General features: G+C 40.6%; 10 protein-coding genes and 5 pseudogenes. 13 read left to right on the forward strand and 2 right to left on the reverse strand.

Annotated features, from left to right (window positions below; genetic code table 11):
- Position 1: 1 nt before the first annotated feature.
- Genes MARME_RS03145 through gmd form a run of 4 tightly spaced genes read left to right on the forward strand, consistent with a single transcriptional unit; the run spans position 2 to position 4,888 of the window.
- Positions 2 to 1,339 (forward strand): capsular polysaccharide export protein, LipB/KpsS family, encoded by a 1,338-nt coding sequence (locus MARME_RS03145; protein WP_190273419.1) that lies wholly within the window; start codon positions 2 to 4, stop codon positions 1,337 to 1,339.
- On the forward strand, positions 1,332 to 2,666 hold the full coding sequence (locus MARME_RS03150; protein WP_148230994.1) for a hypothetical protein: 1,335 nt from the start codon (positions 1,332 to 1,334) through the stop codon (positions 2,664 to 2,666). The genes MARME_RS03145 and MARME_RS03150 overlap by 8 nt, the downstream gene beginning before the upstream one ends.
- A 58-nt stretch (positions 2,667 to 2,724) precedes the next feature.
- Complete coding sequence (locus MARME_RS03155; protein WP_013659823.1) at positions 2,725 to 3,858, forward strand: glycosyltransferase family 4 protein; 1,134 nt, start codon at positions 2,725 to 2,727, stop codon at positions 3,856 to 3,858.
- Positions 3,851 to 4,888 carry a GDP-mannose 4,6-dehydratase gene (gmd, locus tag MARME_RS03160; RefSeq protein WP_013659824.1) on the forward strand — a complete coding sequence of 346 codons (1,038 nt, stop codon included), beginning with the start codon at positions 3,851 to 3,853 and terminating at the stop codon, positions 4,886 to 4,888. Before MARME_RS03155 ends, gmd begins: the two co-directional genes overlap by 8 nt.
- 151 nt (positions 4,889 to 5,039) lie before the next feature.
- Here the strand turns inward: gmd and MARME_RS03165 are convergent.
- Positions 5,040 to 5,276: pseudogene (locus MARME_RS03165) on the reverse strand (integrase core domain-containing protein); the annotation flags it as partial.
- Positions 5,277 to 5,362: 86 nt separating this feature from the next.
- Between MARME_RS03165 and tnpB the strand changes: the two are divergent.
- The 4 genes and pseudogenes from tnpB to MARME_RS03185 form a co-directional block, all read left to right on the forward strand.
- Entirely contained in the window at positions 5,363 to 5,725 is a 363-nt protein-coding gene (tnpB, locus tag MARME_RS03170; RefSeq protein ID WP_013659825.1) for an IS66 family insertion sequence element accessory protein TnpB, read from the forward strand.
- The gene (gene tnpC, locus MARME_RS03175; RefSeq protein WP_013659826.1) at positions 5,715 to 7,199 is read left to right on the forward strand and encodes an IS66 family transposase; all 1,485 of its coding nucleotides are present in this window, start codon (positions 5,715 to 5,717) and stop codon (positions 7,197 to 7,199) included. The genes tnpB and tnpC overlap by 11 nt, the downstream gene beginning before the upstream one ends.
- A gap of 466 nt (positions 7,200 to 7,665) precedes the next feature.
- The gene (gene ltrA, locus MARME_RS03180; protein ID WP_013659827.1) at positions 7,666 to 8,916 is read left to right on the forward strand and encodes a group II intron reverse transcriptase/maturase; all 1,251 of its coding nucleotides are present in this window, start codon (positions 7,666 to 7,668) and stop codon (positions 8,914 to 8,916) included.
- Positions 8,917 to 8,983: 67 nt separating this feature from the next.
- A pseudogene (locus MARME_RS03185) lies at positions 8,984 to 9,157 on the forward strand (transposase domain-containing protein); the annotation flags it as partial.
- Positions 9,158 to 9,187: 30 nt separating this feature from the next.
- On the opposite strand, the pseudogene MARME_RS03190 reads toward MARME_RS03185, so the two are convergent.
- Positions 9,188 to 10,105, reverse strand: a pseudogene (locus MARME_RS03190) (IS30 family transposase).
- 333 nt (positions 10,106 to 10,438) lie between these two features.
- On the opposite strand from MARME_RS03190, the gene MARME_RS21280 reads away from it, so the two are divergent.
- The 5 genes and pseudogenes from MARME_RS21280 to MARME_RS03210 all read left to right on the forward strand — a co-directional run bounded on the left by MARME_RS21280 (position 10,439) and on the right by MARME_RS03210 (position 15,006).
- Positions 10,439 to 10,912, forward strand: coding sequence for an ISAs1 family transposase (locus tag MARME_RS21280; protein ID WP_223295028.1), 474 nt, complete (start codon positions 10,439 to 10,441; stop codon positions 10,910 to 10,912).
- A 24-nt stretch (positions 10,913 to 10,936) separates the two neighbouring features.
- Positions 10,937 to 11,038 (forward strand): annotated as a pseudogene (locus tag MARME_RS22830) (IS30 family transposase); the annotation flags it as partial.
- A gap of 109 nt (positions 11,039 to 11,147) precedes the next feature.
- Positions 11,148 to 11,749, forward strand: a pseudogene (locus tag MARME_RS21755) (IS5 family transposase); the annotation flags it as partial.
- A gap of 403 nt (positions 11,750 to 12,152) precedes the next feature.
- Positions 12,153 to 13,541, forward strand: coding sequence for a mannose-1-phosphate guanylyltransferase/mannose-6-phosphate isomerase (locus tag MARME_RS03205; RefSeq protein ID WP_013659828.1), 1,389 nt, complete (start codon positions 12,153 to 12,155; stop codon positions 13,539 to 13,541).
- Positions 13,542 to 13,560: 19 nt separating this feature from the next.
- Positions 13,561 to 15,006 (forward strand): phosphomannomutase, encoded by a 1,446-nt coding sequence (locus MARME_RS03210; RefSeq protein WP_013659829.1) that lies wholly within the window; start codon positions 13,561 to 13,563, stop codon positions 15,004 to 15,006.
- Positions 15,007 to 15,022: the final 16 nt, after the last annotated feature.

The following is a 15,022-nucleotide window of genomic DNA, read 5'->3' on the forward strand; positions in this document are numbered from 1 at the left end:
TTTGAGTTTCGATATTGTGTTTGTGCTAATCGCTAAAAGAGATTATGGGTTCTTTTCAAAGGTGGCTGATAGGCTGTCATCGCAAGGTAAGTCAATTGCTTTTATTAGCTTCGTTGAATACGACAGTTCAAAGTATCCCATGTTTTATCCTTTTAAGCATGAGATGAAGGGTAGTTTTGAGGGTATTGAACAAAAACTTTCTTTTTCTTTGAGGGATCTTATTAGACATGATGTTGAGACATTTAATGCTTCCCCGTATAGCATGATTGAAAAAGCGGGGAGGTACATAGAGTATATGGATGTGTTTTTCTCAAAGTATAGTGTTGGTTGTGTTATCCAAGAAATCGGTGGTTTTGTCGCAAACTTGTCAGTATATTATATGGCAAGGAAACACTCTGAAAAACATATATTCATTGAACCTTCTTTTTTTAAAAATAGAGCACTTTTTTTGATCGATTCGATAAACCCTCCAGAACTACTCTGTGATGATATAAATATGTCTCCTGAAGTGAAGACATATATGGATAATTATCACTCAAAGCATTTAGTGAGTTATTCTGATAAAGATAAGTCGCATTATACTTCTTCATTTGAAAAGTTTTTAAAATATGAGAACTGGAAGGCTTTATCCTCGAAGTTAGTTGACATTACTACTGGACGTTATACAGAATTTAGATATCCTATTAATCATGTAAAGCGATATGTATCATTTTTTGTCAATGATTTTTTTAGCTCCACATTGAATTATTACTCCAAGCTCGAGGATGTAGAGGAAGGCTTTATTTATTTTCCTCTACATGTACCAGGGGATTTTCAACTTACTACTCGCGCTCCTGAGTACCTCGACCAGTTAAAGGTTGTAGAGTATATTCTTAAGTCTGCACCGATAAACAAGCCTGTAGTTATTAAACAGCATCCGGCAATGCGTGGGTCTCTAAGTTGTTGGGATGTACGGAGGCTTAAGTCGCTTTATAGAAATTTTTTTGTATTGGAATCATCCATTAATAATTATGAAGTGTTGAAAAAAAGTGGGTTGGTGATTACTATAAATTCAAAGTCTGGTTTTGAGGCAATGGTTTTAGAGAGGCCTTTAATATGCCTATCCAATACGTTTTATAGTCATCTTCCGGGGGTGAATGTTAGTTCAATTGATAGACTTAGAAAAGAATTGAATCAAGCTATGTTTCAAGCGAAGGCAACGCTAGTGGATTCTGCTGTGGTCGATTTGTTTCTTCTATCTCTATTTGAAAATACGAAAGAATTTAATTTATATAATAACTCGGCTAAGAATCTAGATAAATGCGCTGAGGCAATTGAGGAAGTGTTAAGTTTTGCTTGAGTATGATTTTAACCAAATTCTATTAGTGCTTACCTCATCGTTACTCTTTATAATTCCTTTTTTATTTTTAATAAATAAAATAGGAGGTGTCGCTTGCATGCTTATTTATTATTTTGTTCTCAAGACATGGCAAGGTATGTCAATATTTTTTCTTTCTTTAGATGATTTCTATCTGCTTGAACTGAATCGCTATGTTGGTGACGGTGGATTCTTATACTTTACTATTTATTATTTTACTTTTTTGGTTTTTATTTTTTTATCTGGTTTTATATTTTCATCAATTGATAATAGTAGATGTTATCCTTTGTTATCGTCTGGTTTTTTGGTAGGGGGGGGGCGGGATGATTACATTGTTTTGTTTATTATCTTTCTATTCTTTCTGTGTGTAGCTTGTAGTTATTTAGTTTACCTGCCACCTTTCTTCACGGGGATGCAAAAACACGAGTATTTAGACTTTTACCCAAATACACTTTATTTTATATATTCTAAATATCAAACCTTTATCGCTTTTATATTAGGGTTGGTTTTTTTTAGGCTGTCGGTCGCTAAGAAGAAAGTGCGATTTAGTGTTATCTTACTTTTTCTTTCATTTTTTCTGTTGATCTTGGCTGGGAATAAGTTTTCTGCGATATTTAATCAGCTCTTTTTCTTTCTAATTCCAGCATCTTTGGTTATGAGGGGGAGAAGCCTAAAAGGCTTTTATTTCTTGTCATTTGGGGTAGTTGTTCTAGCTGCTTTATCTTTATTTTTAGGTGTAAAAGTTATGATGGATGTGAAAGGGCTTGCAATTGATGAAGCCCTTCATCACTTTGTTCAGCGGGTCTTTGTCCAGCAAGGGCAAATTTTTACAGGAGTGATTGATCGAGTTTATTTGGAAGGTGCCGCAAGCCCCTTGGAAGCTTTAAACGAGGTTTTTTTAGAGCCTATTGTTCACTCTGTTGGTCATACATCTATATTATTTCTAATGCATAGAGAGCTTGGGGGCGGGGTTTTTGGTGCCATTGAAGCTGGAAGTCAGTATACAGGAGCTTTTCCTGGGATTTTTTTTGAGTTGTTTGGTGGAGTGGGGGGGTGGGGAGCTTTTATTCTTTATACCATTTTTACCCTATATGTTATCAAATGCCTTCTATATACCGTGCTTAGGGGGCATTTTTTGATTGCTATTGGTTTCTTATTTGTTACACAACCGATATTATTGTCATATATTAGTGGGAAGTTTGTGTTCCTACTGTCTTTTAACTATTATCTTAAAATTTTATTGTTTTTTATTGTTTTGTTGTCCTATAAGTTATCCGCTTCTCCTAGAGTTTCTATGAGGTTTAATTAGGTGTGCCGATACCTATTTTTGTTAATCTAATAAGGTGTTTTTTTATGGAGAGGTTTAAGTGAAGATCGCTATTGTCCACGACTGGCTGGTAACCTATGCAGGAGCAGAGCGTGTTCTTGAGCAAGTTTTAAATACTTTTCCCCAAGCAGACCTTTATTCAATTGTCGATTTTATAGATGATGACCGCTCTTGGCTTTTGGAAAAGACTGTAAAGACTTCTTTTGTGCAAAAGCTTCCTTTTGCTAAGAGTAAATACCGTACTTACCTTCCGTTGATGCCCTTGGCGATTGAACAGTTTGATTTAAGTAGTTATGACTTGGTGATCTCTTCCTCTCATGCTGTAGCGAAAGGTGTAATTACTGGACCAAATCAATTGCATATTTGTATGTGCTATAGCCCCATTAGATATGCATGGGATTTACAGCATCAGTACCTTCGAGAGTCAAATATGGCTGGAGGCTTTAAAGGGTTGATAGCTCGATACTTTCTTCATAAAGTCAGAATTTGGGATGTACGTACAGCACACGGTGTAGATCACTTTATATCTATATCGAATTACATATCAAAGAGGGTAAAGAAAGTTTATGGAAGGCAGTCTGATGTTATCTACCCTCCGGTATACGTAGACGATTTTACTTATAATGAAGATAAAGAGGATTATTATATTACTTCCTCTAGAATGGTGCCTTATAAAAGAATTGACCTTATTGTCTCTACCTTTTCAAATCACTTTAAGGATAAAACTCTAGTTGTTATCGGAGACGGGCCGGAGTTTGAAAAAATTGATAAAATTGCAGGTGATAATGTGTTGTTGTTGGGGCACCAGCCATTTTCTGTTCTCAATGAAAAGTTATCTAAGGCTAAGGCCTATATTTTTGCAGCTGAAGAAGATTTTGGTATCGCGCCTTTAGAAGCTCAGGCATGTGGGACCCCAGTAATTGCATACGGAGCGGGAGCTGCTTTAGAGACGATTCACGGGGATGTTAATAATGGAAATGCAACCGGCATCTTTTTTGATGATCAAACCGAAGAAAGCCTTTCATTGGCTATCAATGAATTTGAGGCCCTCGATGGGCTTATTTCAAGTGAATCGTGCCGTAAAAATGCTAATAGGTTTTCAAAAGATCGGTTTTGTAGAGAATTAGAAAAGTATATTCGAACAAAATATATTACTTGGAATGACAATGACTAAGAAAGCGATTGTTACTGGTGTAACCGGACAAGATGGTGCCTATCTAACAGAATTACTTTTGTCCAAAAAATACAAAGTTTATGGGACATATCGACGAACTGCTTCAGTTAATTTTTGGCGTTTGGATGAGTTGGGAGTAACTGATCATCCAAACTTAACATTAGTTGAATTCGATTTAACAGATCCTATGAATAGTGTGAGGATGATTGATGAAATCAGACCGGACGAAGTGTATAACTTGGCAGCACAAAGTTTTGTGGGGGTTTCATTTGAACAGCCTTATTCTACTTCAGAGATTACAGGAATCGGAGCGCTGAATCTCTTAGAAGCAATTCGCATTATTGACCGAAATATTAAGTTTTATCAAGCTTCTACGTCTGAGATGTTCGGTAAAGTACAGGATATACCTCAAACTGAGAAAACTCCATTCTACCCTAGAAGTCCCTATGGAGTTGCAAAGCTTTATGCGCATTGGATGACAATAAACTATCGAGAGTCGTATGATATTTTTGCTTCAAGCGGTATTTTATTTAATCATGAATCTCCATTACGAGGTAGAGAGTTTGTAACTCGGAAAATTACTGATAGTGTTGCAAAAATTAAGTTGGGTAAGTTGTCTTGTTTGGAGCTAGGTAATTTAGATGCTAAACGAGATTGGGGGTATGCCAAAGAATATGTTGAAGGGATGTATTTAATGCTTCAATCTTCTAAAGCTGATACGTACGTTTTAGCGACAAATAGAACAGAGACTGTTCGAAACTTTGTGAAACTCGCTTTCAAGTCGATTGATATTGAGCTTGAGTTTATTGGAAGTGGTGATAGCGAAATTGCAGTAAATAAAAATACTGGAGATACTGTTGTAAGGGTAAATCCTAAATTCTATCGACCAACCGAAGTGGATTTATTGATAGGAGACCCAAATAAGGCTTATGAAGATCTTGATTGGGAACCAAAAACTTCATTGGAGAGTTTGTGTTCTCTTATGGTAGCGGAAGATTTGAGGCGTAATAAAGATGGCTTTTCGTTCTAGCGTTTTAGTTACCTGAGGGGGGCTGGTAGGACATTTATGCGCTCTTCTGAAAACAATCTGGCTTTGAAGTGTTTATATTAAAGTCAGACTTATTTGTACTAGTCCAGACCTGATCTGACAGTTACCTCATTTTGAGCCGATGTCTGTCAGTTTAGATCTGGGTTAAATTCTTTTCCGCCCAGGTCGCTTTTCCATCAAGTAATGTTTCCAGTGGCGTCCTTCCACAACACATTTTCCCCTGATGAGTTCGGTCATTATTGTAATAGACCATCCATTCGTCCAGATCTTTTTGCAGTGCTTCGAGACTATCGTAGAGCTTCTTACGAAACGTCACCTGATAAAACTCATTCAAGATCGTTTTGTGAAACCTCTCACAGATGCCATTGGTTGTAAGCGTTTAGCAAAGCACACATAACAATCTGATTTCGGTTTGCCTAGAGTAATGATTTCTTTGGTCTACGGAATCATCACTCTATGTTTACATCCTCTCCCCAAGTTTCTATTACCTTGATTTGTGGCCCAACCGATATGCGTAAAGCCATTGATGGCTTATGTGACGTGGTGGCCTATGACCTAGAGCAGGACCCCTGCTCTGAGCACTTATTTGTCTTCTGCGGTCGTACTCGTAATAAACTCAAGATTTTACAATGGTCTGCTAATGGTTTTTGGCTACATTACAAACGACTTGAAAAAGGCGCATTTAAGTGGCCAGGGATTGAGGATAATAAATTATCGATTCGCATCTCTGCTCGACAGTTGAATTGGCTGCTTGAAGGTCTGCCGATTGATCTGGAAGGTGCCCATCCTGAATTAATTTATCGCTATCATGGCTGTTAATTGCCGTGAGTTTGGTATAATCCATTACCATGAAACACGACCAGATACCTTACCAAACGACGTTGAATCCTTGAAAAAGCTGTTGCTTGAACAGCAAGCATTATTGAGTCAACAGGTATCTGAGATAAGTGAAAAAGACTCCCAGCTCGCTCAGTGGCAATCCAAGTATCAAAACATTCTAGAGCAATGGCGTTTAGCTCAGCAGCGACAGTTTGGCACAAGCTCCGAAGTCATGCCAGGTCAAAGAGACTTGTTTGATGAAACATCGGAAGATGAACTTGACTCGCAAGTGGACGATGAACAAGAAAACCGTCCGCCCGCTAAAAAGCGAACTCAACCTAAGCGTAAACTCCTTCCAAAAGATCTCCCTCGTGAGACGGTTGTGTTAGATATACCAGAAGAAGAAAAGGTCTGTGATGGTTGCCAGGGCGAGCTGCACAAAATGGGCGAAGACAAGTCCGAAAAACTGGAATTTATTCCTGCTCAGCTTAAAGTCCTTGAAACGGTACGTCCTAAATACGCTTGTCGACACTGTGATCAGTCAGGTACACACAGCACCATCAAACAAAGAGAACCTGAACCGAGTATGATCCCAAAAGGGATCGCAACGCCCAGTCTTTTAGCACAGATCATCACAGGCAAGTTCCAATACAGCCTCCCCTTGTATCGACAAGAAACGCTCTTCCAGCAGTATGGGATTGAGCTAAAGCGTAGCACCATGTCCAGTTGGATGGCGACGAGCGCCCAAGTACTGCAAGGGCTTTATCACTTATTACGACAAGTTATGCTGCAACAATCGGTGCTTCATGCTGATGAAACCACGCTTCAAGTCATCAAAGAAAAGCGAGGGAGTTGCTATATGTGGGTCTATTGCAGTGGTAAAGACAGTCCGGACTTCAACTCGCCGATTCCCAATATTGTTTTATATGACTTCCAGCCTTCTAGAGCCGGTGCATGTCCAAAGAACTTCTTGTCTGGTTATAACGGCTATTTACAGGTGGATGGTTATGCCGCTTATGAACAAACAGAGGCGACTTTAGTCGGATGTTGGGCACACGCTCGTCGTAAATTTACCGACATCGTCAAGACCACAGACAAAAAGAAAACGGGTAAAGCTCAGCTTGCGCTTAGCAAGATCCAAAAGCTCTATGCCATCGAATCCGTTGCCCAGCAAAAAGAGACAAAAGAAGAAGCTTACCAGCATCGACTTAAGCACGCCCCGACAGCGCTAGAGGACTACAAAGCTTGGCTAGAAAAAGAAAGTAAAAGACTTCCACCAAGTAGTACTATTGCCAAAGCGGTACAGTACAGTCTCAATCAATGGGATAAACTGATCCAATACCTTAAAGCCCCCGAACTTCAGTTGGACAACAATCGTGCGGAACGAGCGATTAAGCCGTTCGTCATTGGGCGTAAAAACTGGCTGTGTGTGTCACGAAGGAGACATTATGAAGTAGAGCATTTTGCAGCATAATGAATCCATGCTCTAAGTTGGATGGAGGTAGGCCCTCCGATCAGGGCGTTCAGGCGCATTGATCAAACTACCTGATGCTGCTGTTGACTAAGGTCTTCGGTAGTGAGCGACTCAGGAAAAGGCGGAAATACTACCGTCATGTGAGTCTGGAAGAGTCGAACGAAAGTGAACTGTTCGAAGAGGCATCGAAATCTTAGGTGATGTCAAAAAGGGGTTGTACAGCCCCCCCCCCTGAAAAGTGTAGTGGATACCTGATTACTGACTACATGGCATCCGGTGTTAAGGCAGCGAGACTTCCAGACAGGCCAGCTTAGGGAACGTGAGAACCTACTGCTAGCACGTATCGTGCAGTAGGGACGGACAGACTCGTAGTAGTGTTGAATGCGCTGTAATGGTGTGGGAGCGAAGGGGTCTGGGTCGCCGAATTGATTAGAACACAACTTTTTTTAAAGAGGATGACGTTTTAATGCAAGGTAAAGCATTTGAGATTCCCAAGTCTCTTGTGTGGCAATCGTATAAATCGGTCAAACGCAATAAAGGTGCGCCGGGCTGCGATGGCCAAACAATGAAGCAATTTGATAACAACAGAGACCGTAATCTTTATAAGATATGGAACCGTCTGTGTTCTGGTAGTTACCTACCGCCACCGGTTCGCGAAAAGCGAATACCTAAAGCGGATGGTTCAGATAGAATACTCGGTATTCCAACTGTCAGTGATCGTATCGCACAAGGAGCGGTAAAGATCTACTTGGAAACGCGACTGGATAAGCTATTTCATAATAGTTCATTTGGTTATCGTCCCAATCGATCAGCGCATATGGCGCTAACACAATGTGAGCGTAACTGTCGTTTTAATAGTTGGGTATTAGAGGTAGATATCAAAGCCTTCTTTGATCATGTTGACCATGATCTGGTGGTCAAAGCGTTAGAGCACCATGATATGCCTCGCTGGGTAGTATTGTACTGTCGTAGATGGATGCAGGCTCCCATGTCAGACTCAAGCAAGACTGATATCCTAACTCAGAGAACGCGTGGTACGCCGCAAGGTGGCGTTATCTCGCCCATTTTGGCGAACTTATTTCTTCACTACGCTTTTGATCGGTGGATGGCTAAACAACGGCGTTATGTGCCCTTCGAACGGTACGCAGACGATATTGTATGCCATTGTAGTCGAATGTCCGAGGCGGTGAAGTTAAAGGAAGCGATCCAACGACGAATGGAAGAAGTGGGATTGAGTATCAATGAAGCCAAATCCAATGTGGTCTACATAGATACGTTTCCACGCCATAACGTAAAGAAAGTCTTCACGTTCCTAGGCTATGATTTCAAGGTTAGAACGCTTAGACGAAAAGACGGTTGTTTGTTCAGGAAATGTGCGGCGGGTGCCTCAATGACCGCCATGAAGCGAATCACGAAAACGATTACGTCGTGGCGAGTACATCGATCATCTGGAGCAACATTGAAAGAACTTGCACAGAGGCACAATGCCTCGTTAAGAGGGTGGATACACTACTATGGCAAGTTTTGGTACCGACACTTCAGTTATCGTATCTGGTCTGTCTTTCAATCAAGATTGATAAAATGGGCAAGATGCAAGTTGAAAATAGGTACGCGAGAAGCGGAACGCAAGCTTGACCAAGTACGTAAACGCATGCCAACGCTTTTTGCTCATTGGGAATTACTTCGTGCATCAAATGTGCGACCAAGAGCCGTATGACGGGAGACTGTCACGTACGGTTCTGTGAGCAGCTTGGGGGCGAAACTCCCCCTTGCTGACTCGACTTGCGAATACAGGCAATGGCGCGAAAAGTAGCGCGGTTCTCTACAGTATTATCGAAACCGCGAAAGCGAATGGGTTAATCCCTTACGAATACTTAGTGACGTTGTTTGAAGAACTTCCGAAGCGCAATGTAGAGGACAGCCTAGAAGACCTGTTACCTTGGAGTATTAAGCTCTGAGATAGAGGCAAGGTGTGGTTGCCCGTACGCTTACTCTTTAAATACGACCGCTGGCTGCTTGAACCCTAAACACTTTCTTGGACGATAATTGATACGTGTCATCGTCCAATGAATGACGTCATCTTCAATCTCTCTTAAATCTGTTCCTTTCCGCACATATTGCCTTAAAAGACCGTTACTGTTTTCGTTCGCACCTCGCTCCCAAGAGCTATAAGGGTGGGTAAAATAGACTTTGGTTTCCAGCGCTTCTGCAATCTTAGCGTGATGAGCAAATTCTCTACCGTTATCTGCTGTAATCGTATGCACGTGATCTTTAAAGGGCATTAACAACTCTATTGTCGCTTGGGTAACATCTATGGCAGATTTTGAATTCACTTTCTTTATCAAGTAAAAATGCGTCGTTCGCTCAAGTAGAGTGACAATCGAGCCTGTTCCACTTTTACCTAAAACCGTGTCTATCTCCCAATCCCCAAAACGTTTTCGCGTATCGACAATATCAGGACGCTCCTCTAAGGATACAGCGTTCTTTATAACTTCGTTTGCCTTTCCGATAGCGCTTATGACCCTGTCTTAAGTGCCGATAAAGTGTTCCTTTGAGCCTTTTATCGTCATGAATGTATTGATAAATCCACTCGTGACTGACTGACTGGCACGCCACATAGTTTCAATGCGTTAGATACTTGCTCTGGACTCCAGTCAAACTCAATAAGAGTCCGTATATAATTGATCGTTTTTGTTGGTATTCGATACTTTGCAGACCTCTTTCGTCTTGTTATACAAAGAGTGTGTGCTTCCTTAGGGCAATAGCGTTTTGCTTGCCTGTTATTCACGATAAACCGTGGCTTTATGGCACTTAATGGCATTAGCGATATCGGACACTGACATTTTTTGTTCTAAAAGAGCGGAAATCTGATATCGTTTCCCTTCGGTCAACTGCTGATAATTCATGTTTGTACTGCTTGTTTTTGTGGTGAAAAGAAGTGTACCAACTTCAGCAGTTGGCTTCTTCTACACCTGTCTTGCAGTGTCGCACTTATTATCTGAATTTAGGGAGTAACGAAATTACAGCCATACCAAAGCTGCTCAAGTTATTAGATGTGAAAGACTGTCTCATTTAGATTGATGCAATGGGATGCCAAAAGGAGATAGTAAAAAGCATACTTAAAGGCAAAGGAAATTATCTTCTGGCGGTAAAAGGTAATCAAGAACGCTTGTATAAGGCGGTTAAAGAAGCTCTTTCTTAGCTTATTACAACCTCCCATTACGCTAGAAAAACTCAATATAAGTCAAAATCATGGACGGGATGAAGGGCGAGTATGCTATACGTTGCCTGTCGATCCAGAGCAAGCGCCTTGTGCAGGCTGGGATAGAATCAAAAGTATTGGTGTAGTAATAGGTTACAGGCGAGACAAAAAGACGGATAAACGATCAGTAGAGTATCGTTATTACATCAGCTCAGCCGAATTAACCGAGGTTCGTTTTGCATCGGCAGTCCGAAGCCATTGGGGAATAGAAAACAGCCTTCACTGGGTGCTTGATGCGTCAATGAACGAAGGTCAATGCCCGATTGATAACAAAGATGGGGCATTGAAGGTTGCGATGATGAGAGACCTTGCAGTCAATATGCTTAGGACAGAAACGACAAAGAAAAAATCAGGAATCAAGAGAAAACAAAAAGTCTGTCACATGAGTACAGACTATTTGGAGAGGGTTTTGATTGCGGGACTAACTGAGATATCCAAGGGCGAAAATTGATTAAAAAACATTCATGTCATCGCCCTTATTCACTGGGCGATGACACGTATCAATTATCGCCCAAGAAAGTGTTTAGGGTTCAAGCAACCAGCAGTCGTATTTAAAGAGATGTGCTTAGCGGCTTGATATGAAAAGTGTCGCACTTCAAGCTTGAATTCAGGGCCGTTATAACCAGACAAAAAGTTCTTTGGGTATTCACCGGTTCTAGAAGGCTGGAAGTCATATAAAACGTGCGCTCTTTAAAGAAGTAAATAAATGTTTGTCTGACGCCAGAGTTCACTTCAACGAAGGAACCCTCGTTGACGCGACGATTATTGAAGCCGCAAGCTCAACCAAAAATAAATCGAATACGGGTGATCCTGGAATGCATCAAATCCAAAAAGGGAATCAGTGGATTTTTGGGCTAAAAGCTCATATTGGTGTCGATACAAAACGCGGTTTAGTGCACAGCTTTACGACGACGTTGGCTAATGTGCACGACCTCATACCGCTACCTGAACTTGTACATAGTGAAGAGTCTGTTATCTCAGCAGATTCGGGTTATCGAGGTGTAGAGAAGCGACAAGAAAATAAAACTAAAAAGCGGGATTAGTTGATTGCTGAAATGGCCAGTAAGATACGTGCTTGGAAGAAATGTCCTCGTATAAATAAGAATCCCATCCGAACAGAGTATTTAAAGGCTAGCATTAGAGAGCTAAAGTCGAGCACCCGTTTAGAATACTAAAGTGTCAGTTTGGCTTCCGAAAAGTCGTCTACAAATGATTGTCGAAGAATGACAATCAGCTAGCAGTCTTATTCGCGTTTGGAAACTTTTTGCGAGTCGACCAAATTATATGATCTGCACGGGGTTAACCCGTCTAGCGAATCCAAAAATGGGAGTAAAAATCCCATAATGGCGCTAGAAGCACTCGAATTTTATGTTTATAGAGCGCAAATGCACAACTTCAATGCTGAGCGACTAATAGACTGAGTTATTCGCGGGTTCTCTAGACAAAAATAGTGGAAATATAAAACTCAACCCTGTCGATAGCCATAGAAATCGATCAAACCATACAATTTAAAAGCTTCACTTTTTAAGAATCGATGTGTATTAAATGCTATTGAAATCAATTGCTAATCTGGCTCACGTTTTGGTAGACTTATTACCGTTATTGGTAAAGTTGTGTCGATCGTGTCGTAAGTATTAATTTTTTCTTTTAGATACAACTCTTTTTCGATATATACAGTTCAAGGACATATAATGCATATCGTACCTGTGATTCTCTCTGGTGGTGTTGGTAGCCGCCTGTGGCCACTTTCTCGCGAACATTTCCCAAAGCAGTGTTTAAACCTAACTCACGACCACTTATCCTTGCTACAGCAAACAGCACTACGCACACAACATTTAGATGTTTCAATGCCAATAATTGTCTGCAACGAAGATCACAGATTCTTAATTGCACAGCAGCTTCAAGAGCTCAATATTAAAGATGCTCGCATTATCTTAGAGCCTGTTGGTCGCAACACTGCCCCAGCTATCACCTTAGCTGCACTTGAGGCAACTTCAGATGACTCGATACTCCTAGTTCTCCCAGCAGACCATGTTATCAACAACACTGCGGCGTTTGAAGAAGCAATTACGCAGGCGGCTTCATTAGCAAAAGAAAACTATCTAGTAACGTTCGGTATACAACCAACGCGACCAGAAACAGGCTACGGATATATAAAAGCAGGTCAAAACTTCGATGTGGAAACATTTGTAGAAAAACCAGATGCCAATACAGCAGAAGGATATCTTACATCTGGAGAGTACTTATGGAATAGCGGCATGTTTTTATTTAAAGCAGGTGCGTTCTTAGCAGAACTAAAATCACAACGTGAAGATATTTATCGAGCCGTCTCAAGCGCTTATCAAAACAAGTCTGAAGATTTAGATTTCATTCGAGTAGACACAGAAATTTTTTCGGCGTGCCCCGAAGAGTCTATTGACTATGCAGTAATGGAACAAACAACAAAAGCTAAGGTAGTGCCTTATTCTGGGGATTGGAGCGATATTGGTGCATGGGATGCTCTTTACGACTTTGCAGAGAAAGACAAAAACCTAAATGTATTGATTGGTGATGTAATGACTGAAGATACAAACAACACACTAATTAATGCCAAATCGCGCTTGGTAGCTGCCGTCGGGGTAACAAATTTAGCGATAATCGAAACCGCTGACGCAGTACTAGTCATTGATAAAGATAATGCACAAAACGTTAAGAAGATTGTTAAACGGATACAAAAAGAAGGACGTAATGAACATGCATTCCATACAAAAGTCCACAGACCATGGGGAACCTACCAAACAGTTGATCTAGGGAGCCGACATCAAGTTAAAAGAATTATTGTGATGCCTGGCGAAAAACTTAGCGTACAGATGCATCATCATCGTGCAGAGCATTGGGTAGTTGTTTCAGGTACTGCGAAAGTTCAGAACGGCGAGAAAGAAATACTACTTACAGAAAATGAGTCTACATATATACCAATTGGAGAAATTCATGCATTGGAAAACCCAGGTAAAATCCCCCTTGAATTAATCGAAGTTCAATCAGGCAGCTACCTTGGTGAAGATGATATCGTTCGATATTGTGATATTTATGGTCGATAGTTACTAAAGAGTACTTGATATGACGACATTGAATGAACTTAGTAAGAACAACGAAGTAAATTTTGGAACAAGTGGCGTACGCGCACTGGTAGAAAATTTATCTCCTATTATATGCTACGAATATACTAGAGCTTTTCTTACATTAGTATGCCCTACAGCAAAGAGCATTGCAATTGGCATAGACTTAAGGCCAAGTAGCACTTCCATTGCTGAAGCTATAATGTCAGCGGCGGAAGACTTGGGTATAAATATCATCTACTGTGGAAAGTTACCAACCCCTGCACTAGCATATTTTGCAATGACCCTAGAAATCCCAGCAATCATGGTAACGGGAAGTCATATACCTTTCGACCGAAATGGCTTTAAGTTTTATACCCCAAAAGGTGAAATTACCAAAGCCCACGAAAAGATAATTTTATCATCCCCTCTCATTGATAATAACTCGCTCAAGAAGAGAACAAAACAAAACTACCCCCTTGATACTGCAGCGTTAAAAATATTCAAAGAACGGTATACATCAATTTTTCCTAAGAGCTTTTTAGCAGGGAAACGTATTGGGGTCTACGAACACTCAAGTGTCGCAAGAGATATAATAAAGTCTTTATTGTCTCACTTCGGCGCTGAAGTAATCTCATTAGAACGCACTAGTACATTTGTACCGATTGACACCGAAGCAGTATCAAAAGAAGATCAAATTAAGGCACTAAACTGGTCAGAAGAGCATAACTTGGATGCCATCGTATCTACTGATGGGGACGGAGACAGACCTCTTATCAGTGATGAAAACGGACATTGGCTACGTGGCGATATCGTTGGAATACTAGTATCTCAATATCTGGGAGCTACACATATAAGCTGCCCTATAAATGCAAATACAGCCTTAGAACTTTCTAGCCCAAACCTAAAAACTCTTCGTACCCGCATCGGCTCACCATATGTGCTCGAAGGCATGGAACAACTTGCTAAGCAAGCCGGCTCTAGTGTTGTAGGATACGAGGCAAATGGCGGGGTCCTAATCGGTAGTAATTTTGAAATAAACGGAGCGCAATTAAACCCCCTAGCAACTAGAGACTCAATACTGCCAATCTTAACAATTTTGGCATCTTCGGTTGAAAATAAAATCTCGATAAGAAAACTTGTTAACAGGCTTCCTCAGCGCTTCACCTCTAGCGACCGCATAAAAAATATTTCAAATGAGCAATCTCAAAATATAATTTCTGGCTTGATACAAAATACAAACGATCAGTGTAAGCTTTTAAATCTAATTGGTATTAATGAAACAGTTAGTATTAGAAGCTTAAATGAGGTGGATGGCCTCCGAATGCAATTATCTAATAATATGATTATTCATCTTCGCCAATCAGGCAATGCACCCGAATTGAGGTGTTATAGTGAAACAAACGACCAAAAGACTTCAGACACTATCGTTACAACAGCCCTAGAACAAATTACTTGTTTCTTATGATAATAGGCTTGCAGAC

This window comes from Marinomonas mediterranea MMB-1 (assembly GCF_000192865.1).
Lineage (GTDB): Bacteria > Pseudomonadota > Gammaproteobacteria > Pseudomonadales > Marinomonadaceae > Marinomonas > Marinomonas mediterranea.

Excerpts from the sequence above, each read along its gene's own strand:
- tnpC (WP_013659826.1), top strand. The coding sequence starts at position 5,715 with ATGGCTGTTAATTGCCGTGAGTTTGGTATAATCCATTACCATGAAACA.
- MARME_RS03205 (WP_013659828.1), top strand. The coding sequence starts at position 12,153 with ATGCATATCGTACCTGTGATTCTCTCTGGTGGTGTTGGTAGCCGCCTG.
- gmd (WP_013659824.1), top strand. The coding sequence starts at position 3,851 with ATGACTAAGAAAGCGATTGTTACTGGTGTAACCGGACAAGATGGTGCC.
- MARME_RS03210 (WP_013659829.1), top strand. The coding sequence starts at position 13,561 with ATGACGACATTGAATGAACTTAGTAAGAACAACGAAGTAAATTTTGGA.
- ltrA (WP_013659827.1), top strand. The coding sequence starts at position 7,666 with ATGCAAGGTAAAGCATTTGAGATTCCCAAGTCTCTTGTGTGGCAATCG.
- tnpB (WP_013659825.1), top strand. The coding sequence starts at position 5,363 with ATGTTTACATCCTCTCCCCAAGTTTCTATTACCTTGATTTGTGGCCCA.